Origin of the sequence: Clostridium aceticum, from assembly GCF_001042715.1 — a bacterium.
GTDB classification, from domain to species: Bacteria; Bacillota; Clostridia; order Peptostreptococcales; family Natronincolaceae; genus Andreesenella; species Andreesenella acetica.
The window spans coordinates 157,346-178,301 of sequence record NZ_CP009687.1 but is presented as its reverse complement, the minus strand read 5'-3'; the positions used below and the strand labels follow the sequence as shown (position 1 = coordinate 178,301).

Here is a 20,956-nt window from a genome sequence, read left to right as displayed (position 1 = left end):
TCCTTCAAATAAAGCCAACGGATTAAAACTTTCATACCTTTGTCATTCTTAACTACGCAGTACTTTTTTCAATAATTTGTTCATTACCCAATACATTCCAATCCCAACACTTGCCCCTGCACTATCAATTAATACATCTCGAATCTCCCCACTTCTGCCAGGTACAAAGGTCTGATGGATTTCATCTGATATGGCATATAGGACACAGATTGAAAAAGCTATTACCATTCCTTTGACCCTATACACTCCACTTCTCCTCATAGCATTCATTGCTAATAGTCCCAAGGCTAGGTAGGAAAAAAAATGCGCATTTTTTCTGATTAAAAAATGTAACCTTCCTATATCTAAATTAGCTGCTTTGTTAGGAGCTACCCTCTCTATCGTCTGGACCATGATTTCCGTTACATTGTTACTAAGTTCTTTTGACTGAACTGCAGGCTTCGACGAAAAGTAAAATATCAATCCCATCCAAAGCAGGAGTGATATCCATGAAATAATTATTAATTTTCTTTTATTATAGCTAAACATTTCTTCTCAATTTCCTTTGCTTTCTATTTTTTTGCATTTTGCTCTAATAACATTTCTATAAAGAACTCTCTTCCCTCATTCTTTTCTTCTTCATATTGACTCTTGTAGCACTGAGGGACGGTTTTTTCTGTGTTTGCCTTTTAACACAGAAGAACTGTCCCTCAGTGCTACCCTTGTTCCCCTATTATCTTATAACCCTAAACCTGCCCCCTATACTATCTATTACACCTTCTAATTCTAGCACAGCGATATATTCAAGCAATTGGATTTGTGAAAGTCCTGTGGCCCTTTCCAGTTCTTGTATACTTTTATCAGATTTATTAAGACTTTTTATAATCGCTATCTCTGTAGGAGATCGTCCCGCATCTCCGCTTAATTGATTAGCACCAAGGGACGATTTTTTCTGTGTTTGCTTTTTAACACAGAGGAACTGTCTCTTCTGTTCTTGTTCCTCTCTATCAATGAGCAGTTGCTCTAGCTTTAAATATACTGTTGCCCCATCTGAGATTAATTGATTCCCTCCTTTCCCAGAAGGATTATAAATCTCATGAGGTAACACTAATATCTCCTTACCATCTTCCTTTGCAAGTTTTGCAGTAAGCAGCGTTCCACTTTTTTCTCCAGCTTCAACGATAAGCACCTTTCTTGACCAACTGATAAATAAACGATTTCTCTTGGGAAAATACTCGGGACGTGGTTTCCTATCTGGAGGATATTCTGATAAAACAGCACCTTTATCTATGATTGCCTCCATTAATTCACCATGCTCTTTAGGATAACAGCAATTCAGACCATGGCCTAAAAAAGCCATAGTATACCCTTTTGATTTTAAGGTAGCAATATGTGCATATCCATCAATCCCTTTTGCCATCCCACTAATAACAGGAATATTGTTCTCCGCTAGGAATGTACTTGCCTCTATTGCCACTTCTTTTCCGTACTGACTGCACCTTCTTGAACCTACAATGGCCACTCCCATACTGGACTCCCTAATTTTCCCCTTATAGTAGAGGAGTGTAGGGGCATATTTAGATTCCTTTACTGCCACAGGATATAAAGGATCATGATAGGTTAGGATTTTAATGTCATTTTTTTCTACCTTTTCTAGTATTTTAAATGCCTCATTTAAGGACTTTTCTTGCCTGATGCTTTTTGCTAGGGTTTTACCTACTCCCTCCACCTCCATAAGGTCTAATTCCTCTGCTTCATAAATTGCCTTAGGGGATTTAAAAAAAGCAAGAAGCCTTTGTTCTATACTATTTCCAAGCCCCTTTAATTCCTTCAACCAAAGCCAGTACTCCACTTGCTCCCCCCCCTATAATACCATCATCTTTGCTCCTTCCTTGTCCAAATCCCTAGCCATCAATGCTGCTGCAACATCTTTTTTTCTTATTCTACTTGCTCCCTCCATATCTGCAAAAGTACGAGCAACCTTTAGATATTTATGAAAGGTTCTAGCACTATAGTTAAAACGCTCATAAGCAAGCTTTAATAGCCTTTCCCCTTCAACTTCTAAGCTACAGTATTCCTTCACTAAAGCATGTCCCATCTGAGCATTACAGCTAATGCCCTCAATCTTTTCAAATCGCTTCTTTTGAAAATTCTACCCGCTCCCTCAGTTCTTTAGAAGTCCTTCCGCAAAAATCCTTTGATAGTTCCATAAAATCTACAGGATTCACATTCTTTTGAATATCCATCCGATCAAGAATTGGACCAGAAATCTTTTGCCTATACTTTATAACTTCATAATCACTACATCGACACCTATCCTTCCCATAATATCCGCAGGGGCAAGGATTCATGGCTGCCACCAACATAAAGTTCGCAGGATAAGTATTGGTGTACTTCACCCTAGATATGGTAACAACTTGATCCTCCATAGGCTGTCTTAAAGCTTCTAAGGAGTTTTTACTGAATTCAGCAATTTCATCAAGAAATAGCACGCCATTATGGGCAAGGGAAATTTCACCTGGAATTGCATTATTCCCTCCACCAATGAGGGAATTGGTAGATGCATTGTGATGCGGCGCTCTAAAGGGTCGTTCCTTTATAAGACTCTGCTTGCCTCTTAAAAGACCTGCAACACTATAAATCTTTGTAACCTCTAAGGCTTCTTCCTCCGTCATGCTGGGCAGAATAGTAGGAATTCTTTTGGCGATCATTGATTTTCCACAACCTGGTGTTCCAAGCATAAGAAGATTATGCCCTCCACTGGCGGCAATGACTATATATTCAATCATAGCATCCTGACCTTGAACATCCTTAAAGTCTAAGAGATAGGCTTTTTTTTCATTGGTAGGCATACTTTCTTTGTCAAGCTCTATATACTCTTTTTTTTCCTCCAAAAAGTCTACTACTTCTTTTAAACTATTAAAGCCGTAAACATTCATACCCTTTACAGCTGAAGCCTCTTTGACATTTTCTCTTGGCACAATAATGTTTTTCATCCCATGCTCCTTTGCGGCAATTACCATAGGAAGTACACCGGTACAGGTGCGCAGTTTTGCATTTAAAGAAAGTTCTCCTAAGACACCATAGGCCTCCATTTTTTTAGGATTCAATTGATCCGTTTCTATTAGTAGACCCAAAGCTATAGGTAAGTCAAAGTGAGAACCGCTCTTTTTCAAGTCACTTGGAGCTAAATTAATAACCACCTTCTTCTGAGGAAAAGTAAAGTCCTCATTATTAAGAGCTGACTCTACTCGTTCTTTCGCTTCCTTTATAGCTGTATCTCCAAGACCTACAATAGAGATCATGGGCTGTCCACAAATGGTCTTAGTTTCCACATCCACCAAATATCCATCCACCCCTGCTATAGCAAAGCTTTTAACAATAGAAGCCACCTTCATTCCCTCTTTTCTATTCATAATTTTATATGTTTTGAATCTTTATATTTTAATACTAGCTTGCTACCAAGCACAGAAGGGACGGTTTTACACCCTGCGAATCACTCCAAAACTAATTCCCGTTACTCTTTCAATTTGTCTTATAGAAATCCCTTCTTCTCTACATTGCTTTATAACTTCATTTCGCTTTGTCTTTTCAAAGCCTGAAATATCTAAAGGACTTTCAACCCCTGCAATCTCTTTAACAAAATCAATGACCTCTTGTTCTTTCCACCTCATATTGGTGTTGTATTCTAGGCATTGATCACGATTTATTTCTTCATTAAATTCTTTAAATAGCTTTAGGGCTTTTTGTCGATCTTTAGAAAATAAATTAAGAGGAAAATCTATATCACAAACCTTTGTTTTTTCTGTGTATTCTTTATAACTACTCCACCGATATTCTTGTATCTTCTTCACCATGCCTGCTTTTAACGGATTTTGATGAATATATCGTAGCACCATTAAAAGATATCCATCGGTTTCTACTACTTCACTTTTGAATCGGTCCTGAAACAGATGTCCTCTTCTATTATATTTCCAGTTATACCAATACACATAAGTAGCCCCAATTCTTCGAAATACTCTTCCTAACTCCTCTTCCCCTTCTTTAATTAATAAGTGTATGTGGTTACTCATAAGGCAATAAGCATAAATTTCATACCCACTTTTTTCTTTATGATCTTTTATTGTTTCTAATAATTTTTCATAGTCTTGATCATCCTCAAAAATTATTTGCCTGTTAATCCCTCGTAAAATTACATGATATACTCCAGTGCTACTTTTCTCTCTCCCTCTTCTTGGCATTTTTACACCCCTACATTATTTATATCACTTTCAAAGAGCACAGGAGGATGGTTCTTGCTGTGTTTGCTTTTTAACATAGAAGAACCGTCCCTCTGCGGGAATCTCCTGCTCATCCTACTACCTTATTGATATTCTATCAAAATATCAAAATTTTTACCATAATTTTACTGTATTTTGTAGCTTGTTAAAAATTATACTTCAGAATGTGAATATTATGATGAATTAGAGCCATCAGTGTACTTTTTTAGAGCCACCCTGTGCATCAAATAGAGCCACTATGTTCATGAGAGAGCCACCATCTTTTGATAATGATGGCTCCCCTAGGTTTATTTACTATTTGTCCTGCTGTAATCCATTGCGTTCTCTCATAGAGACCTTTCCATCAATGTGGATGGTATAGGAATCATGGCAGATCCTATCTAGGATAGCATCTGCAAGAGTATCTTCTCCTATCTTTTCATGCCAACCACCAGGAGCAAATTGTGAACAAAAGATAGTTGAGCCGTTTTGATGCCTTGCTTCAATGATTTCTAATAGATCACGGGCTTCTACTCCTTTTAGAGGTACTAATAGCCATTCATCAAGGATTAGAAGACTTACACTTTTATACTGTTTCATGACCTTTTTAAATATCCCTTCTCCCCTAGCAATAGTTAATTCATCAAGTAAATCTGGGAGACGAACATATTTAACAGTGTAGTAGTTACGACAGGCAGCTACCCCTAAAGCACAACCAATGTAGGATTTTCCATTACCCGATGCACCCAGGATAATGATGTTATGTTTTTCTTGTATGTAATTACAGGTAGCCAAACGAGCGATTTGGCCCTTATCAAGCTTTCTGTCACTGTGATACTCGATATCTTCAACACAAGCGTTGCTGTACCTAAAATCTGCCTTTTGATAAGTTTTATTAATTTATTGCTTTTTCTTCTTGACCTACTCTATGTCCACCATAAGACCAAAACGTTCTTCAAAGTTTAGTTCTTGGAAAGAACTACTTTGTAGTTGTTCCCTGAAGGAGTCAGCCATAGCCGTTAAACGCATTTCATGTAGTTTAGATATTGTTGTTTCATTCACCATTATTCATTACCTCCATAGTAACCTGCACCTCTGGTAAATCCAAAGTTCGCAGTGTTTTCTTTAGTAGTTGGTGCAGGATCTGCTTCTTTGAAAAGTTTATCTTGACCAGTTTTCAGTATGGTTTGAATGCTTTTATAGCTAGGCTGGGGTGTATAGGAAAGGGCTTTCTTGCAGGCTTCTTCCAAGCGAAGGACTGAATATTTATCTACTAGCTTTAAAAGCCCCATGCAGGATTTATAGCCCTGTTGTTGTATTTTATGGGCTGATAATATGGATTTAATGGCTATAGCTGTATTAGGACCGATACCAGTAGCCCAAGAAATGAACCTTTCGGCGTTCCAAGTAGTATAGCTTTTATGGTCTTCAGGCATGTGTTCTACTATGGTACTATATTGTCCTACTCTACCATGCTTCCTTATATGGGAGGCAATGCGATGGTTATTAAAAAAGACTTCTATTACAGTTCTAGTCATACGGACATCTACTTTATGCTTGATATATTCATAGGGAACGGAGTAGTGCATTTTTTCTACTGATATGTGATAATTGAATTGTACGGTGGCTGTTTTCCAAAGGGCTAGCTCGTATGGGGTGGCAGGCAGTGGCATGAGGGCGTGTTTCTCTTCTTCAAGAAACACGCTAAGTCTGCTACCTGGTTTTTTCTGAAAGGGTTTCCTATTAAATTCTGAAAGCTTCTCATGGATTGCTGTATTTAGCTCCCTTAAGGAAAAAAACTGCTGTTTTCTTATGGCAGCAATGATCCATGTAGATATGATACCTACTGCCCCTTCAACATTGGGTTTGTCTTTAGGTTTACGAACACGGGCAGGGATAACAGCAGTACCGTAATGCTCTGCCATTTCATGATAGGTTTTGTTAATGGTTGGTGTGTACCAAGATATTCTGTCTACCCCTGTTTTTAGATTGTCAGGGACAAGGATTCTTGTTATTCCACCAAAAAATTTATAGGCATTTACATGGGCTGCTATCCAATTTTCTTGATTCTGGGATAGAAATGCCTCTACATAAGCATATTGGCTGCAGGATAAGACTGCTACGAAGACATATGCGACCAGCACATCTCCTGTATTACGGTCAACGATCTCAGCTGTTTGTCCAGCCCAATCTACCTCCATTTGTTCCCCAGGCTTACGATGGATATACATAGTAGCTTTCTTGGTATTGGCATACCTATGATAATACCTACAGAATTGACTATACATCAGTGGAATTTCGCCAATCAGCCTACATTCTTCACAGTACTCATTCCATAAAAGACTTAAGGTGACACCACTCTTAGCCATTTCTTTGTGGATGTACTCACAATCTGGTATTTTTCTTGATGTAGGCAAGGCTTTTTCAGGAAACATCAATTCCTGGAGCTGGCCATCAGACATATCTTTCTGAAAGGGCCATGATATACCGCATTCATCTGCACGTTTGATGACGGCAGATACGGTATTGCGAGAACATTGGCAGCTTGCTGCAATGCCTCGTTGACTGATACCTTGGCTATGAAGCCGAAGGATTTCACGGTACTTGGTCATAATATGACCTCCCTTGAATTTATTTACACTGTAAAACAGTGCATAAATTCATTATACAGAGATATTTTACCAAGTGGCTCACAGAGTACCAGGGTGGCCCTATTTTATGAACATAGTGGCTCTCAAAAATCGGAATGGTGGCTCTATCGTATCAAATTATTCAGAATGAATACTACGCCCTCGACATATTCGTCCTTTCATCCCTTTTCCTTATACCCACAGTAATCATCTTGATACGTTTTCTAACACAAAAACCATTCTCTTGTGTCACAACTATTTATGCAAAGCACTAAAAAAAACTAAGGGACGGTTTTTTCTGTGTTTGCCTTTTAACACAGAAGAACTGTCCCTTAGTGCTTTTTTAATGATAATCACTCTGCAGTCCTGTGAAGTGCACCCTGCTTTTATCCGATTACCTTACTGCTACTTTATCAAAACATCAAACTATTTACTATAGTTTCTTGTAACTTCTGAACATCCCCAAAGATAAATTTTAAGAAGAATTCATAACGGCACACAAGAACTGACCCTCAGTACTTAGTGTCGTACTTACTCTTCTCTTAGCGTTTCCTTACACTTGTATCCTTAACTTTTCTAAGACTACTTCAAACTCTTTAATATAGTAAGTTACTATTCTTTCAGCTATTTCCTCAGCCATTTCTTCTCTATATACATGTGATGTCATGTTCCTATCTTGCAACATAAGTAACCAATTTTTTTCATTAACAATAATTTTTTGAAAATAAGCCTCTTTAATAACTGCTTTTGGTGAATTTTTATCCATGATTCCAATATCCTCTAGATATTCTTTCATTGCTTTCCAAGAAAGCTCATAAGTAAATTCAAATCTTTGAATTAGACCATCACGAACCACATCACTTGCATCCTCTCGTTTGAACTCTACAACGGCTTCCCTCAATCTATCTAATGCATTCTTAAAATTAATCAGTTTGGTTTCTAGCTTGCTCATATATAACTACACCCTCATTCTTAATATTCTCCATAACTTTATCATTTAGGTCTTTATTCACAAATACTACGTCAATTTTCTTCAATGTATGGATTTCTTCAATATCTGAACACAACAATGTTTTACTTATAAGTGATAGGTCTTTTTCAAAAATTGCAATATCATAATCACTAGTTTCTGAATGATCTCCCCTAGCACGGGATCCGAACAAAACAACCTTTTCAACTTCATATTTAATAGCTATTTCTTTTATTTCATTCAAAACATAATCTTGCATCTTATTCTCTACTTTCTATGTTAAAATTTCATATATGTCATTATAGTAGCATATCCACTTATTATAAACAATCCTTATCAAATACAATTATAAAAATTCTGTTTATTTTCTCACTAACTATAGATATAGCAATAAAAAAAGCAATCGGATTCGCATAATTCGATTGCCACTACTATGAATTAAATAATTTTAATAATCACTCTTCAAACACAACAGGGTGATTGCTTTTTTTGGTTCTTATTCCGCCCTTCGCTTACTCTTCTTCTGGTAATGCTAATAATTCTTCTTCTGTTAGCATTACTTTATCTTCATAGAAAATTTCTTCGTGAAACATATCTTCATAAGATCCTGTACCAGGAGTTTTTATGATCACAAGATTTTCTTCTGCATCCCAATCTACTGTGGCCCCTGTAGCTTCTGCAATAAATCTTACCGGAACCATCGTTCTCCCGTTAATAGCTGTAGCTGGTGCTTGGAGTTCCACTTCTTCACCATTTATGTATGCTGTTTTACTATCTAAAGTAATCATTATTACTAGTTCTTCATCATGAGTTGAACCTACAACAGTTCTTGTTTCAGCATCCCATAATACACTTAGATGTAACTCTTTAAAGATAGCTGCTACTGGAACTAATGTCCTTCCCTCCATCATTACAGGGTCTTGGTCAAATTGTAAGTGTCTGTAATTTACCATAACACCGATAATACTTTTGTCTACTTCAAGTGATGGTGTGATTCCTGATGCTAATGATAAACTACCTAAGAACAAACTGATCGATAAGGCTAATGCTGCTATTTTTGATATTTTTTTCATTTGTCTCTACCTCTCTTCTGCTTTATTTTTTATTTAAAATACACAATTAAATTTGTGGATTTTTAACTATTCAATACTTTTAAGATAAGTTCTACAATCTATGTATTTAGGCAAACTTGATTTGATTGAAAATCACTACCGCAATAACTTAAGTGACTGGCACCAGTTTTTCTTAGCAAGCTCTTTTAGTTCATCAGTAAGCTGTATCTCTCCACCTTTACCCGGTTTTGTTTCGTAAGTTTCCAAAAAAAGAATTATAAATATCCTGTTTATTTTCTCTCTAATTATGATATCATAATAAAAAAAGTAATCAGATTCGCATAATGCGATTGCCACAATCAGGTTAAAGTTTAATGCATAATAACCATCCTGCCGCTAACAGGGTGGTTATTTCCTTTGGTTCTTATTCCTATCTAGATAGGAGATAAGCGATAGAATCAACATAGAAAACAGTATCATTAGTGATATTGCCTCATATGTACTCATCGCACCACCTCCCTTCATCTGAAGTGAAGTGGCAACCATATCCTGCTTTTATCCGATTATCTTACTGCTATTTTATCAAAATGTCTAGGAAGTTACCATAGTTTCTCATAACTTTTGAATATCCCCTAAAGGTAGATTTCAAAAAGAATTAGCAACAGCACAAAACCTCCGTACACTTGTGTCAAATCCACTTGTGTCAAATCGTCCCCTTGTGTCCTTCGTATATTATTATTCCAACTCTGTTAATGTGATCAATCAAATCTTTATTCTCTATCTTTTCAAATATAGATAAATCAAAACTATAGGGTAAATATAGTTCATCCAATTCTAAATGCAGTTTATTTATATCCTCTAGATTTATATTTTTACCAATAAAAGTCAAGTCTATATCTGAGCCATTTTTATAATTGCCTTTTGCCCGTGAGCCGTAAAGTAACACTTTTTCAATTTTTGAATGTCTAGAAAAAACCTCAAGAATACTTGCCAATATACTTTCTTTTAGACCATATTTCATAGCTTTTTATTCTCTTTTCTTTGAAATTCATTCATTTTGATTCTTAACTCTTCAAAAGCGTCAAAGTATGAATTTTTTATTAAAGCAATAATCTCATCGGCTGTACCTTCATCGTATGTATGACTTGTAATATTACGGCTTTTTATCATCTGCATCCAAGCTTCTCCATTTTCTATTAGTCCTAGAGCAAAGGCTTCTTTTGTAGCATCCCTTGAACCATATATATTTGTATTGCCTCTATTTTCAAGAAAATCCTTTAAAGTTTTCCAGGCTAATTCATGGGTGTATTCAAATGCTTGTATAACTCCTTGTTTCTCAAGGTTTGTAAGTTCTCTTTTTTCCATCAATTCCACTGCTTCTTCAAGCTGCTTCAATGCTTTCTTGTAATTATTAAATCTTTGTATCCAACGAGTATCCTGAAAATCCATAGAATTTCCTCCCTTCAAGATAAGTTAGTGCTTTTAACTGATTACCTTATGGCTATTCTATCAAAACATCAAACTATTTACTATAGTTTCTTGTAACTTCTGAACATCCCCAAAGATAAATTTTAACAACAATCATCAACAACACAAAACCTCCGTCCCCTTGTGTTGAGATAAGCATAGAAAACAGTATCATTAGTGATATTGCCTCATATGTACTCATATCGCACCACCTCCCTTCATCTGAAGTAAAGTGGCAACCACACCCTGCTTTTATCCGATTACCTTACTGCTATTTTATCAAAATGTCTAGGAAGTTACCATAGTTTCTCATAACTTTTGAATATCCCCTAAAGGTAGATTTCAAAAAGAGTTAGCAACAGCACATAACCTCCGTCCCCTTGTGTTACAGACGTCCCCTTGTGTTACAGAACAATATTTAAGTCTAAACAATAGCAAAAGTCCTATTTATGATTATTATCTCATAGATAGGTCTTCATTCATATGTGGGCTGTATTTGACGGATACACCACACCCTGCTTTTATCCGATTACCTTACTGCTATTTTATCAAAATATCTAGGAATTTACCATAGTTTCTCATAACTTTTGAATATCCCCTAAAGGTAGATTTTAAAAAGAATTAGCAACAGCACAAAACCTCCGTCCCCTTGTGTCTTGCGCTTGTGTCTTGTGTCCTTACTCAGGTGAAGATGACTATCTACTGGAATAACCTTACCTAAAGACCCTCTTCTAAAATATCAACTATCCTCTTACTTGCAAATCCATCTCCATAAGGGTTGCTTGCTTTACTCATTTTATCGTATTCGCTTTGATCTTCTAGTAATTGCTTAAATGTTTTATAAATAACTTCTTCATCCGTTCCAACAAGCTTTAGTGTTCCTGCAGCTATTCCTTCAGGCCTTTCGGTTGTATCCCTCATAACTAGAACAGGTTTTCCTAAGCTTGGTGCTTCTTCTTGAATTCCACCACTGTCTGTTAAAATCAGATGTGATCTAGACAAGAAGTTATGGAAATCTACTACTTCAAGTGGTTCAATAATCCTAATTCTGTCTGTATCTCCAAGAATCTCCTGAGCAGCTTCTCTAACAACAGGATTCATATGAATTGGGTAGGTTGCTTTTATATCAGAAGTTTCATCAATAATCCTTTTTATAGCCCTAAACATATTTCTCATAGGTTCGCCTAGGTTCTCTCTTCTATGAGCAGTAATCATAATAAGTCTACTATCTGATGCCCAATCTAGATGCTCATGTGTATAATCATCACGAACTGTAGTCTTAAGTGCATCAATTGCTGTATTACCGGTCACATGAATAGTTTCAGGATTTTTACCTTCTTTTAAAAGATTTTCTTTTGACATCTCAGTCGGAGCAAAGTTGTAATTTGAAACAATACCAACAGCTTGTCTATTAAACTCTTCCGGATATGGAGAATAAATATTATAAGTTCGAAGGCCTGCTTCTACATGTCCTACCGGAATCTGAAGATAAAAACAAGCCAATGCTGTTACAAATGTAGTAGAAGTATCTCCATGGACTAAAACCACATCAGGCTTAACTTCTTCAAGAACAGCTTTCATTTTTTCTAGAATATTTATGGTAACATCAAATAGAGTCTGCTTAGCTTTCATAATAGAAAGATCATAATCTGGAACTACATCAAACGCAGTTAAAACTTGATCTAGCATTTCCCTATGTTGACCCGTCACACAAACAAGCGTATTTAATTTTTCTCTTGTCTTTAGTTCTTTTACTAAAGGGCACATCTTTATCGCTTCAGGTCTAGTGCCAAAGACCACCATTATTTTTTTCATATTCACTCACCCTAACTTATAATTTATAAACTCCATCAAAATCACAAATATTCTTAGCATCAAGTATAAGTTTGCCTTTAACTAAATCTAAATTATTTTTAATATGATCATGAGCTGTAATAATAACCAAAAGCTCTATCTCATTTATAAAATCTTCAAAATTCATAAATTGATGATCTACAATTCTCTCCTTAATAAATGGATCATACACTTTAACTCCAAAGGCCAAATGCTCGTCCATTCTTTCAAGTAGTTGAAGGGTGGGACTTTCTCTGGTATCATCAACATTTTCCTTATATGCAAGTCCATATATACCAATCTTCGAAATATCAGTGATTTTATGTTCTCTCATAATATCTCTTATTCTTCCTAATACATGTGTAGGCATAGAATCATTAATTTTTCTAGCTGTAAGTATCAAGTTAGTTAAGTCAGGATAATCTCCTACTAAAAACCATGGGTCTACTGAAATACAGTGCCCACCTACTCCCGGCCCTGGCTGTAGAATATTTACTCTTGGATGTTTATTAGCTATACGTATAATCTCATATACATCCATATTGTCATTTCTACAAATCTTAGCAAGCTCATTAGCAAAAGCAATATTAACATCTCTATAAGTATTTTCTACTACTTTAGACATTTCTGCTGATCTAATATCTGTAACTACAATCTCAGATTTACAAAAACTCGAATATAATTCTTTTGCTTTTTTTCCTACTAAAGAGTCATCAGCACCTACAGTTCTAGAGTTATACTCAAGTTCATAGATCATGTTTCCAGGTATAATTCTTTCTGGAGCATGCACTAAATGAACATCCTTACCAAGTTCAAAACCTCTCCCCGCTATCTCAGGTCTAACATATTTATCTATAGATCCTGGAGATATTGTAGACTCGATAATTAAAACCGCTCCTTTTTCACATACATCAAGAACTGTATTAACTGCTGAAATCACATATTTAGGATCTAATTTCTTACTTGAGTTTATATAAGGTGTAGGAACTGCAATAATATAAATATCTGTTTTCTGATATTCCGTTGTAAACTTAATACCTTTTTCCACAGCATCCTTAAAAAGTTCTTCTAGGCCGTCTTCCTCAAAAGTCAACTTTCCTTTTGAGAGTGAGTCTATTAATTTTTCGTTTAAATCTGTTCCAACAACTTCAATTCCACTCTTTGCAAACATTAAAGCTGTTGGCAAGCCTATGTAGCCTAGTCCTATTACATTAATCATATTTATACATACCTCCTGTATCTATTATCTATTTTCTATCTGGCGGGAATTTTTCTCGCTGGAACACCCGCATAAATTCAATATTTCTCTACATCTTTCGTCACTACCGAGCCTGCTGCTATTACTGCACCTTCACCTATTGTTACTTCTGGTAATATAGTGACATTAGATGCTATCCATGCACCTTTTTTTATCCAAACTAGCTTAGAATCATGTCCCGAAAAGCGTATAGAGTCGGTACGGCTATCTAGAATTATATGATTTTGAGATAAAATATTACACTTATAACCTCATCATCTATTCTAATACCACCGCCAGCTGTTAATATGCTATAACAGCTAATAACAACATAATCTCCCATTACTAATTTTTGAGTTTTTTTTACTATAATATCAATATCTATATAAGGATCTCCACCAAGTTTTGCACCTCTATAAACTAACTTTTTTCTTTTTATTAAGTAATTCATTTTATTTGGATTCTTGTTTCTAATAAATTTTAAAAATATCCATCAATATTTTTTTCATATTTTCTACCCCTTTAATCATAATAGAAGTTATGAATTTCCATACGCAACTCTGAATCAGTTCTGTTTTCGCGTAGTTGCAGAGGTCTGAATTCATATCTTGTTATATTATAGGGATCAATTATGGCTATGCTCAGATAAAATAATAAAAACATAGATACAATAGTGCCTTTTACAAGCTTTGGAGAAAAGTGCTTAATGTCTTTTATATAATATCCTATAAAAATAAACTCAAATATCTTAAGATAGTAAGACACTCGCATCATAGGTGCAAACTGAAAACTCAACCCATATAGCACTAAATAAAACAACACACCGTTAAGTATCATCCTATCTATTCTAGATGATACATCAATTTTTATGTTATAAATATAAAGCAAAATAATAAAAAGAATTGCATAATACCTTATAAAATGGAAGAAACTTAAACCAGTATCATATACACTCCCAATGTAATGTGAATACGTGTTTAAAATACCTAAATTAAATAACACTTTAATGTTAACTAGTGGCAAGGCACAGCATAATATAACAAAGTAAAACATTGTTTTTTTGGATAACTTCATTCTAATAAATAAAATTGGTATTATTATTACTGCAGAAAAATGAAAAGAAATAGCAATAATCAGATTTATTAGGCTTCTACAATACATGCGTTGAAATATAAAGTAGTAACTATGAATAAAAAAACTTACCGCGATGAACTGCCTTATTTGAGACATCTGCATAAAATATAGTTCTAGGAACATATACAGATAAATCATGAAAACAGTATTTTTATTAATTCTTTTTATAAACTTAAAGTTATTAAATACAGTAATAGTATAAATTAAAAAAATAAATAACCCAAAATATAAATTCTTGTTAGCAAATAAGTTTTGAAGCGCAAAATATCCTATTTCTTTTCCTGTAAAACCAGAAATATAATATAGAAGGTATCCCGGAAAATCTTCACCTGTCATCCACCTTTGTCCAAAAACAAAAATGGAATAAAAAAATGTAGATTTTATAAAAAACCCGTCATCTTTTTTTCGTTTAGATACATACAGCAGTATATTAATTATAGTAAAGTGAATAATCCAAATCATGTCTAACCTCGCTATTTATGAATTTAATGATTAAATCCATGGTATATTTTTTTAAATCTTCGTAGGTTTACCAACACATATAACACAGTGGCAATTAGAGACTTATATAAAATTTCTAACATTACTGTAGCTTTTGAGGAATATATATTAGGTGTTTTAAGCGCCCAAATTATAAATAGTGGCAGAATCAAGTTGACAAAACTTACTGCAGAAATGATATTAGTTTTGCTGGAATTAAAGTAAAATATATATGTTAATAAAAATAGCAAAATGTAACATATGAGCGTTGTTACTGCAGCAGCTATATAACCATATTGAGGTATAAATATAATATTTAGTACAATATTCAAAACGGCAATAAATATAAGTATGACAGTTAGTGTTACATTTTTATTCACGACTTTGAAGTAACTAGAAATAATACGATAAAGTCCAAAGTAAAATTGACCTGCTAAAACATATAAAGATAATTTCGAATCTACTAAGTATTTCTCATCAAATAAAATAAAATTAATCTTGTCATAATTTATAGAAACCAATGTAAATATAAGTGTCCCAATAAGTAGGTATGAATCAAAAAAAAGATTCAAACCTTTTAAATAATCTTCTATTCCTTTTGATTCATATTTAGTATAAAGAAAGTATGGTATATAAAGGAAAAACAATGCAGTTAAAATATCCATTACTTGAGCGTATATAACATAATTTACAGAATATATACCTACATAAAAATCCCCCTGTTCTAGCAAATTTTTGATAATTATTCTATCACCTGATGAAAGAATAATTCCTGCTAATGCAATGCCGATCGTCGGTATCATAAACCTAAATAATTTTTTGTACGTATCATCTTCTGTTTTGGCTTTCAAAACATTTAACATGTTTCTTTTTAAATATATTATTCTTGATATGAATATGACACTAAGAACAAAATTCCCTAGAAGTAAATGATACACATTCACAACCCGATAATAATACATTATTAAAACTACTACATATTGTAAAATGGTAATTGAAATTATTAATAATGAAAAATTAAGTTTATTCCCGTTTATATTTAAAAAACTTTTATAAAATGTTGTTAAGTTAATAAAATAATAACCTATAATTAAAAATAAAAACAAAGGATCTTTATATATTAAAAATACCAATCCTGACACTATAAAATATAGAATCGTAGAAATTCCAATTATTTTGACTAGCGCAACTTTATCTTTTTTATAATCCACAAATTTTGTATTAAGAAACCTTAGCACACCGCTATTAATAGAAGTAAAAAAAGTAAATATAAGTATATAATTTATGATGGAAATATAATAGTTGTAGATACCATATTCATCAGGGTTGATTGAATGGGTTACAATTGGTAATATAAGTAGATTAAGCATCGGTCCCAGAAGATACGCAATTATAGGGAGTATTTTTATCAACATATTTTTTTTCTTAACTTTTAACATAATGCCCCCCTAATTTGTTTTTTTAGTTGAGAATAAATTGAACAACAAATCATTTTTTCAAGCTAATATATACCGTTTCTCTTTAATCGTTTAAACCAATTTATATATAGTGAATAGTTTTAGCTACTTTATCATTTGTCTATTTACATGTTATGTAGAGGGCAACCGATATTATTAGTATTCTCTGTTTTAGCCCTCGTATATTTTTAATCAATAAGCAAATATATGAGTCCATTTGTTTTTTACAATTCTTCAATAAAACCTGTCAGCTTACCCTCATAATCTTTCCAGTAAACACTTTCTCCCTTTTTAAAAGCATCAATATTATGAATAATCTTTTTTGCACTTTCATTCTTTTCTAACTTAATTATTTCATTCCTAATTGATTCAATAGAGTATGGATTAACTACAATTCCTATTCCACTAGAACTAACTAATTTTCCTAAATTTGTTTCATTAGAAAAGATGCCAATCTTGTTAAATGCTATAACTTCAAAAAATTTATTTGAAATTGCGTGAACTACATTAAAAGACTTATTAGGATAGGCTGCCCAAACATAATCTACCATTGAGTATATCTTTGGTATATCTTTATACAAATAGGCTCCATGGAAAATTGCATTACTAATTTTATTGCTTTCACAAAATTCTTCTAACTTTACCTTCACGATTCCTGACCCATAAATATGAATTTCATAAGATGTATCATTTTTAAAAGCTAAAAATAGATTCTTTAATATATCAAAATGTCTTACGTTTCCAATAAAAGCTATGGTTTTTTTCTTTTTTAAGTCGCTATTGTATTTAATATCCTTTTTCATTAAAGTATAATTCTCATAAACAAGGCAATTTTCTCCTGCATAATAATCTTTAAAAAACCTAGATGCAAGTATGATTCCATCAACTTTTTTTAAACTCAATTTCTCAAAACTCCTTAAAATTTTCCTAATCAATACATTTTTGCTGTCAGGCATATCTAAATTTTCATATACTAAATTAAATTTATATTTTCCTTTAATTATTGCTGCAAGGACGAGCATGTCCCAATGAGAAGCAATCACAATATCTGGTTTTTCTTCTCTAATGGAGCTTTTTATAAACTTAAAAAAACCATACAGCTTAACAGCTTTCAAAACTTTATTTCCGTATCTAGATTTCTTATTGTATATTTTACTCTTGAACTTTTCTGATATTAAGTTTGAATTTTCCCTATTCCAGGTTACATATCCAACTTCAAATTTTTTGTCAAGAGATTCTAAGATTCTTTGATTTCTGCTGTTAATTGGGTATGAAGAATCGATCAAAAATACTTTTTTCATGAAATAACTCCTTACTCATTTTTTTCAAATATTCGTCTCGCAGTACTACTACCTGAAAACTCTTTGACAACATATTTTTTTTCTAAATTATTCAAAAAATCAAATTCAATTTTATCAAATCTATTTTCTTTAATAATACATCTTCCTGTGGATATAATAAATTTAGACACTGAGGAGTTAATATCATCTACTAGAGCCAATATAGGGCGATCAGTTCCAAAATAATCGTATAGTTTTCCAGGGATCTGCGATGTATTACTCCCATTGTCGGTAAATATTAAAACATCGCTATTTTGGTAAACATTTTGAATGTTGCTGAAATCAACAGAACCTTTTAAATCAATAAACGAATATTTATTAATTTCATCTAATATATCTTTATAAACATGTCCATATATTCTTAGTCTTATTTGTTTTGAATTTTCATTATTGTAAACCTGAATTTTTTGGATTAAACATAATATATTCCTGTTTCTACTTATTGAACCTGTATATGTTAAAATCCACTCATTTTGACTTCCTATGTCTCCACCATAACATTTATTCAAATATGATCTGCCTAAAAAATTAATTTTACTACTCATTTGCATAAACTTGGACTTCATAATTTGAGTGGTCGGTAAGGAAACGTAAAATACCTTATCTGCTTTCTTAATGAAAAAAGATTCTTTCCTACTTGCTCTAAATTTATTAATTTTATTTATGTTTATGTCATCTTTCCATGGGTCACCCCATATCTGATACCATTTATCGCACTTTCCTTTCTTTTTTAACTCTAAAGCTATAAAGTGAGCCGTTTTTGTATCAGATGAAGATATAATTATGTCATATTTTCTCTCTATAAAATCTTTGTTGTATGAATGTATCCATTCTTTATCTGTATCAGGAAAAAAATAAAGTGTTTTTATTATTCCTTTAGCAAAATCAAAAGTGTTTGTTCTTTTTTTGACATCACCGTTTTTCACCTTATTGTTCAGGTATCTATTTAGAATTTTCAATTCTGAGCAATATACATTCACATCATCAGAAAGGTTATTAACTAAATACGAGTCCTGATACTCATCTGGATATTTTATTGTTAATACATCAACTTCATGTCCATTTTCTATCATTCCATTAATTAAGCTTACATTTCTTATAGATGCAGAACTCGCTTTTTTAAAAATTAATGATGATATATATAGAACTCTCATAAAATACACCTCTTATTCTTTATAAATAAATCTGGTTTCTATATCTCTATTAATTTCTACAGTCTTCTCTATTTTTTTACTTATTACTCTATGTCCATATCCTATAGATATATACGTTTCTAATATTTTGCATTCCTCTACTTTTAAATTCGTATATACAAATATTTCATTTGATAATAGAACTATATCTCCACTTAACTCAACGATTTCCACCTCTGGATCTAATATAAAATTTTGTTGAAATTTACAAGGATTTTTCTCCCCAATTAATGTATCAATTACACTAACTGATTGATTATCTATACATATTTTTCTTTTATGAACTATATCGATTTTTTCCTTATATCCATAATGTTTCCCAATAAAAGAAGTTGAGTCGGAATATACTTTTTCAGAAAATGTTTCTTCCTTCATTGAAAAAATATCCTCACTAAATTGATTTTGCTCAAAATTTTCCACAGAGATTGTATTGTGATTAGCAGTTGACCTATCGAAATTTCTTAATTTTACTGAACCCGAATATGTGTATGAGCCTGGATCAATAATTATATCTCTACCTTTAACATTAAGTTCAAAGCTTAATTGATCATTATGGCTGTGACCCCCTTGTCCTTTCATAGAAAGTTCTCCACACCTTACCACAACATAAAACCAAGGATTTTTTAATAAATAAAATCCCCCATTAGAAAATTGTTTCAACTTACAATCATTTTCTTCAATTTCGTTTTCAATTTTTTTGTCAGTACTAAGCCATATTAATTCTTCAGATGCTGCTTTCGTTATATTTTGAGAATTTTTAGTTCCTAAAAAGTAATCAGCAACATCCAGCATTTGACTAAAGTCACGTTTTTCCCAATTGTGGTATTTTGATATAATCAAGAGTCTTCCATTGTCTATATCTCCTAATAGAGGTGTTAATCCATTTGGCTTAGTAATTTCAGCTAAAAAACTATGCATTTTTTTTAACTTAATGATGTACCCCTTATCAAAAGAAATACCATTTAGTTTTCCAATCATGTAAGCATGTAAAAAAAGTTCTGCAACCACTCTTTGATAATTAGTAGATGTTTCATAAGACGTTCCATCTTCGTTTATTTGGGTTTTCATTTCTCTGTGTAAATCTTTAATTGCTTTTTTAATCCACTTATCAGGTTTTTTTAATTTATTACCAGAAAAATACAAACCTAAATAAAGCAAACCAACCAAATTTGCAATATAATGATTATTTCTTAAAGCATTATAGTTTTCTAAATTACAGTATATAAATTTGCCATGATAATAAAGTAATTTATTTAACTTGTTTTTAAAATCTATATCTATATCTATTATCTTTCTAAAATGGAAATACGCAAAAATCCAATTTATAGCCCTTATTGCGACCTCCATAGAACAAGTCCAGTTCACCGACATACAATAAGGGTTTGCACGTTCCCAGCTAATAATTTCTTTTTTAAACTCATGATAGTATCTTTTGTCGTTTGTTAGCCAATAAGCTTTTCCTAGTGCAAATAGATGATTAAATCTAGATAACTCCCATACCACTTTTACATCTGCATTATTATATAAATCAATTATCTGAATATCTTTGTAAAAAACATTTTCCCAAACAAAGCCTGATTTATAATCTTTATTCCAATGTATAATTTCCCCTAAATGAGTAAGAGTAGCATTTAATATATTAAAGTTATGATCTAAAATATTTTGAGCTTCTTCTAACACTTGAGCCTTAACCTTTTTATTTGAATTATAGTATTTAAGAACTTTATTGCATTGGGTTTCATCGTAATAAAATTTAATGCTTGTGCTAAAACTGTTGAGTTCAAACTCTTCATATTTTTGTAATTGAGCTCTTATTGTTCTTTTTGAAAATGTATATTTTGTTTTTAAGGCTACTCTTTTCATTACTTTAATAATCATCTCTTTAGGTGTATGTGTTTTCATTATTCTAATCACTTGCTTCATTC

At 32.8% G+C, this 20,956-nt stretch carries 23 protein-coding genes and 1 pseudogene; all 24 read right to left on the bottom strand.

Going from position 1 to position 20,956, the window contains the following annotated elements:
• Nucleotides 1-48: 48 nt before the first annotated feature.
• Nucleotides 49-528: a VanZ family protein gene (locus CACET_RS00790; protein WP_044826354.1), complete on the bottom strand. Its 480-nt coding sequence runs from the start codon at nt 526-528 to the stop codon at nt 49-51.
• 184 nt (nt 529-712) lie between these two features.
• The gene (gene dprA, locus CACET_RS00785; protein ID WP_044826353.1) at nt 713-1,831 is read right to left on the bottom strand and encodes a DNA-processing protein DprA; all 1,119 of its coding nucleotides are present in this window, start codon (nt 1,829-1,831) and stop codon (nt 713-715) included.
• A 12-nt stretch (nt 1,832-1,843) separates the two neighbouring features.
• Nucleotides 1,844-2,077, bottom strand: coding sequence for a magnesium chelatase subunit ChlI family protein (locus CACET_RS21210; protein ID WP_341411303.1), 234 nt, complete (start codon nt 2,075-2,077; stop codon nt 1,844-1,846).
• Nucleotides 2,078-2,108: 31 nt separating this feature from the next.
• Nucleotides 2,109-3,395: a YifB family Mg chelatase-like AAA ATPase gene (locus CACET_RS00780; protein ID WP_341411301.1), complete on the bottom strand. Its 1,287-nt coding sequence runs from the start codon at nt 3,393-3,395 to the stop codon at nt 2,109-2,111.
• Nucleotides 3,396-3,461: 66 nt separating this feature from the next.
• The gene (locus tag CACET_RS00775) at nt 3,462-4,220 is read right to left on the bottom strand and encodes a transposase (protein WP_044826352.1); all 759 of its coding nucleotides are present in this window, start codon (nt 4,218-4,220) and stop codon (nt 3,462-3,464) included.
• Between the two features lie 333 nt (nt 4,221-4,553).
• Nucleotides 4,554-5,138, bottom strand: a complete 585-nt coding sequence (locus tag CACET_RS00770; RefSeq protein ID WP_479722669.1) for an ATP-binding protein — start codon at nt 5,136-5,138, stop codon at nt 4,554-4,556.
• A 21-nt stretch (nt 5,139-5,159) separates the two neighbouring features.
• Complete coding sequence (locus CACET_RS21405) at nt 5,160-5,303, bottom strand: hypothetical protein (protein WP_479722647.1); 144 nt, start codon at nt 5,301-5,303, stop codon at nt 5,160-5,162.
• On the bottom strand, nt 5,303-6,850 hold the full coding sequence (gene istA / locus CACET_RS00765; RefSeq protein ID WP_044826573.1) for an IS21 family transposase: 1,548 nt from the start codon (nt 6,848-6,850) through the stop codon (nt 5,303-5,305). The genes CACET_RS21405 and istA overlap by 1 nt, the downstream gene beginning before the upstream one ends.
• A 571-nt stretch (nt 6,851-7,421) precedes the next feature.
• On the bottom strand, nt 7,422-7,820 hold the full coding sequence (locus tag CACET_RS00760) for a nucleotidyltransferase substrate binding protein (RefSeq protein WP_044824658.1): 399 nt from the start codon (nt 7,818-7,820) through the stop codon (nt 7,422-7,424).
• On the bottom strand, nt 7,792-8,097 hold the full coding sequence (locus CACET_RS00755; RefSeq protein WP_044824657.1) for a nucleotidyltransferase domain-containing protein: 306 nt from the start codon (nt 8,095-8,097) through the stop codon (nt 7,792-7,794). Before CACET_RS00755 ends, CACET_RS00760 begins: the two co-directional genes overlap by 29 nt.
• Before the next feature lie 253 nt (nt 8,098-8,350).
• Nucleotides 8,351-8,911 carry a stalk domain-containing protein gene (locus tag CACET_RS00750; protein ID WP_242846919.1) on the bottom strand — a complete coding sequence of 187 codons (561 nt, stop codon included), beginning with the start codon at nt 8,909-8,911 and terminating at the stop codon, nt 8,351-8,353.
• A gap of 387 nt (nt 8,912-9,298) precedes the next feature.
• Nucleotides 9,299-9,397, bottom strand: coding sequence for a putative holin-like toxin (locus CACET_RS21035; protein ID WP_278287088.1), 99 nt, complete (start codon nt 9,395-9,397; stop codon nt 9,299-9,301).
• A gap of 196 nt (nt 9,398-9,593) precedes the next feature.
• Entirely contained in the window at nt 9,594-9,911 is a 318-nt protein-coding gene (locus CACET_RS00740) for a nucleotidyltransferase domain-containing protein (protein WP_044824655.1), read from the bottom strand.
• Complete coding sequence (locus CACET_RS00735; protein WP_044824654.1) at nt 9,908-10,339, bottom strand: nucleotidyltransferase substrate binding protein; 432 nt, start codon at nt 10,337-10,339, stop codon at nt 9,908-9,910. Before CACET_RS00735 ends, CACET_RS00740 begins: the two co-directional genes overlap by 4 nt.
• Before the next feature lie 73 nt (nt 10,340-10,412).
• On the bottom strand, nt 10,413-10,559 hold the full coding sequence (locus tag CACET_RS20305) for a putative holin-like toxin (protein WP_158385931.1): 147 nt from the start codon (nt 10,557-10,559) through the stop codon (nt 10,413-10,415).
• Nucleotides 10,560-11,074: 515 nt separating this feature from the next.
• The gene (gene wecB / locus CACET_RS00730; RefSeq protein WP_044824653.1) at nt 11,075-12,172 is read right to left on the bottom strand and encodes a non-hydrolyzing UDP-N-acetylglucosamine 2-epimerase; all 1,098 of its coding nucleotides are present in this window, start codon (nt 12,170-12,172) and stop codon (nt 11,075-11,077) included.
• Between the two features lie 16 nt (nt 12,173-12,188).
• Nucleotides 12,189-13,409 (bottom strand): nucleotide sugar dehydrogenase, encoded by a 1,221-nt coding sequence (locus CACET_RS00725; protein ID WP_044824652.1) that lies wholly within the window; start codon nt 13,407-13,409, stop codon nt 12,189-12,191.
• Between the two features lie 77 nt (nt 13,410-13,486).
• Nucleotides 13,487-13,597 (bottom strand): annotated as a pseudogene (locus CACET_RS21205) (sugar O-acetyltransferase); the annotation flags it as partial.
• A 65-nt stretch (nt 13,598-13,662) separates the two neighbouring features.
• Nucleotides 13,663-13,878 carry a hypothetical protein gene (locus tag CACET_RS00720; protein WP_044824651.1) on the bottom strand — a complete coding sequence of 72 codons (216 nt, stop codon included), beginning with the start codon at nt 13,876-13,878 and terminating at the stop codon, nt 13,663-13,665.
• Nucleotides 13,879-13,949: 71 nt separating this feature from the next.
• On the bottom strand, nt 13,950-15,023 hold the full coding sequence (locus CACET_RS00715) for an EpsG family protein (RefSeq protein ID WP_044824650.1): 1,074 nt from the start codon (nt 15,021-15,023) through the stop codon (nt 13,950-13,952).
• Between the two features lie 23 nt (nt 15,024-15,046).
• Nucleotides 15,047-16,480 carry an MATE family efflux transporter gene (locus CACET_RS00710; protein ID WP_044824649.1) on the bottom strand — a complete coding sequence of 478 codons (1,434 nt, stop codon included), beginning with the start codon at nt 16,478-16,480 and terminating at the stop codon, nt 15,047-15,049.
• A 242-nt stretch (nt 16,481-16,722) separates the two neighbouring features.
• Entirely contained in the window at nt 16,723-17,799 is a 1,077-nt protein-coding gene (locus tag CACET_RS00705) for a glycosyltransferase (RefSeq protein WP_044824648.1), read from the bottom strand.
• Nucleotides 17,800-17,810: 11 nt separating this feature from the next.
• Nucleotides 17,811-18,992: a glycosyltransferase family protein gene (locus CACET_RS00700; protein ID WP_044824647.1), complete on the bottom strand. Its 1,182-nt coding sequence runs from the start codon at nt 18,990-18,992 to the stop codon at nt 17,811-17,813.
• Between the two features lie 12 nt (nt 18,993-19,004).
• Nucleotides 19,005-20,954, bottom strand: coding sequence for an alginate lyase family protein (locus CACET_RS00695; protein ID WP_052661385.1), 1,950 nt, complete (start codon nt 20,952-20,954; stop codon nt 19,005-19,007).
• Nucleotides 20,955-20,956 lie beyond the last annotated feature (2 nt).

Excerpts from the sequence above, each read along its gene's own strand:
- CACET_RS00790 (WP_044826354.1), bottom strand. The coding sequence starts at position 528 with ATGTTTAGCTATAATAAAAGAAAATTAATAATTATTTCATGGATATCA.
- CACET_RS21210 (WP_341411303.1), bottom strand. The coding sequence starts at position 2,077 with ATGGGACATGCTTTAGTGAAGGAATACTGTAGCTTAGAAGTTGAAGGG.
- CACET_RS00780 (WP_341411301.1), bottom strand. The coding sequence starts at position 3,395 with ATGAATAGAAAAGAGGGAATGAAGGTGGCTTCTATTGTTAAAAGCTTT.
- CACET_RS00775 (WP_044826352.1), bottom strand. The coding sequence starts at position 4,220 with ATGCCAAGAAGAGGGAGAGAGAAAAGTAGCACTGGAGTATATCATGTA.
- CACET_RS21405 (WP_479722647.1), bottom strand. The coding sequence starts at position 5,303 with ATGGTGAATGAAACAACAATATCTAAACTACATGAAATGCGTTTAACG.
- istA (WP_044826573.1), bottom strand. The coding sequence starts at position 6,850 with ATGACCAAGTACCGTGAAATCCTTCGGCTTCATAGCCAAGGTATCAGT.
- CACET_RS00760 (WP_044824658.1), bottom strand. The coding sequence starts at position 7,820 with ATGAGCAAGCTAGAAACCAAACTGATTAATTTTAAGAATGCATTAGAT.
- CACET_RS00755 (WP_044824657.1), bottom strand. The coding sequence starts at position 8,097 with ATGCAAGATTATGTTTTGAATGAAATAAAAGAAATAGCTATTAAATAT.
- CACET_RS00750 (WP_242846919.1), bottom strand. The coding sequence starts at position 8,911 with ATGAAAAAAATATCAAAAATAGCAGCATTAGCCTTATCGATCAGTTTG.
- CACET_RS21035 (WP_278287088.1), bottom strand. The coding sequence starts at position 9,397 with ATGAGTACATATGAGGCAATATCACTAATGATACTGTTTTCTATGTTG.
- CACET_RS00740 (WP_044824655.1), bottom strand. The coding sequence starts at position 9,911 with ATGAAATATGGTCTAAAAGAAAGTATATTGGCAAGTATTCTTGAGGTT.
- CACET_RS00735 (WP_044824654.1), bottom strand. The coding sequence starts at position 10,339 with ATGGATTTTCAGGATACTCGTTGGATACAAAGATTTAATAATTACAAG.
- CACET_RS20305 (WP_158385931.1), bottom strand. The coding sequence starts at position 10,559 with ATGAGTACATATGAGGCAATATCACTAATGATACTGTTTTCTATGCTT.
- wecB (WP_044824653.1), bottom strand. The coding sequence starts at position 12,172 with ATGAAAAAAATAATGGTGGTCTTTGGCACTAGACCTGAAGCGATAAAG.
- CACET_RS00725 (WP_044824652.1), bottom strand. The coding sequence starts at position 13,409 with ATGATTAATGTAATAGGACTAGGCTACATAGGCTTGCCAACAGCTTTA.
- CACET_RS00720 (WP_044824651.1), bottom strand. The coding sequence starts at position 13,878 with ATGAATTACTTAATAAAAAGAAAAAAGTTAGTTTATAGAGGTGCAAAA.
- CACET_RS00715 (WP_044824650.1), bottom strand. The coding sequence starts at position 15,023 with ATGATTTGGATTATTCACTTTACTATAATTAATATACTGCTGTATGTA.
- CACET_RS00710 (WP_044824649.1), bottom strand. The coding sequence starts at position 16,480 with ATGTTAAAAGTTAAGAAAAAAAATATGTTGATAAAAATACTCCCTATA.
- CACET_RS00705 (WP_044824648.1), bottom strand. The coding sequence starts at position 17,799 with ATGAAAAAAGTATTTTTGATCGATTCTTCATACCCAATTAACAGCAGA.
- CACET_RS00700 (WP_044824647.1), bottom strand. The coding sequence starts at position 18,992 with ATGAGAGTTCTATATATATCATCATTAATTTTTAAAAAAGCGAGTTCT.
- CACET_RS00695 (WP_052661385.1), bottom strand. The coding sequence starts at position 20,954 with ATGAAGCAAGTGATTAGAATAATGAAAACACATACACCTAAAGAGATG.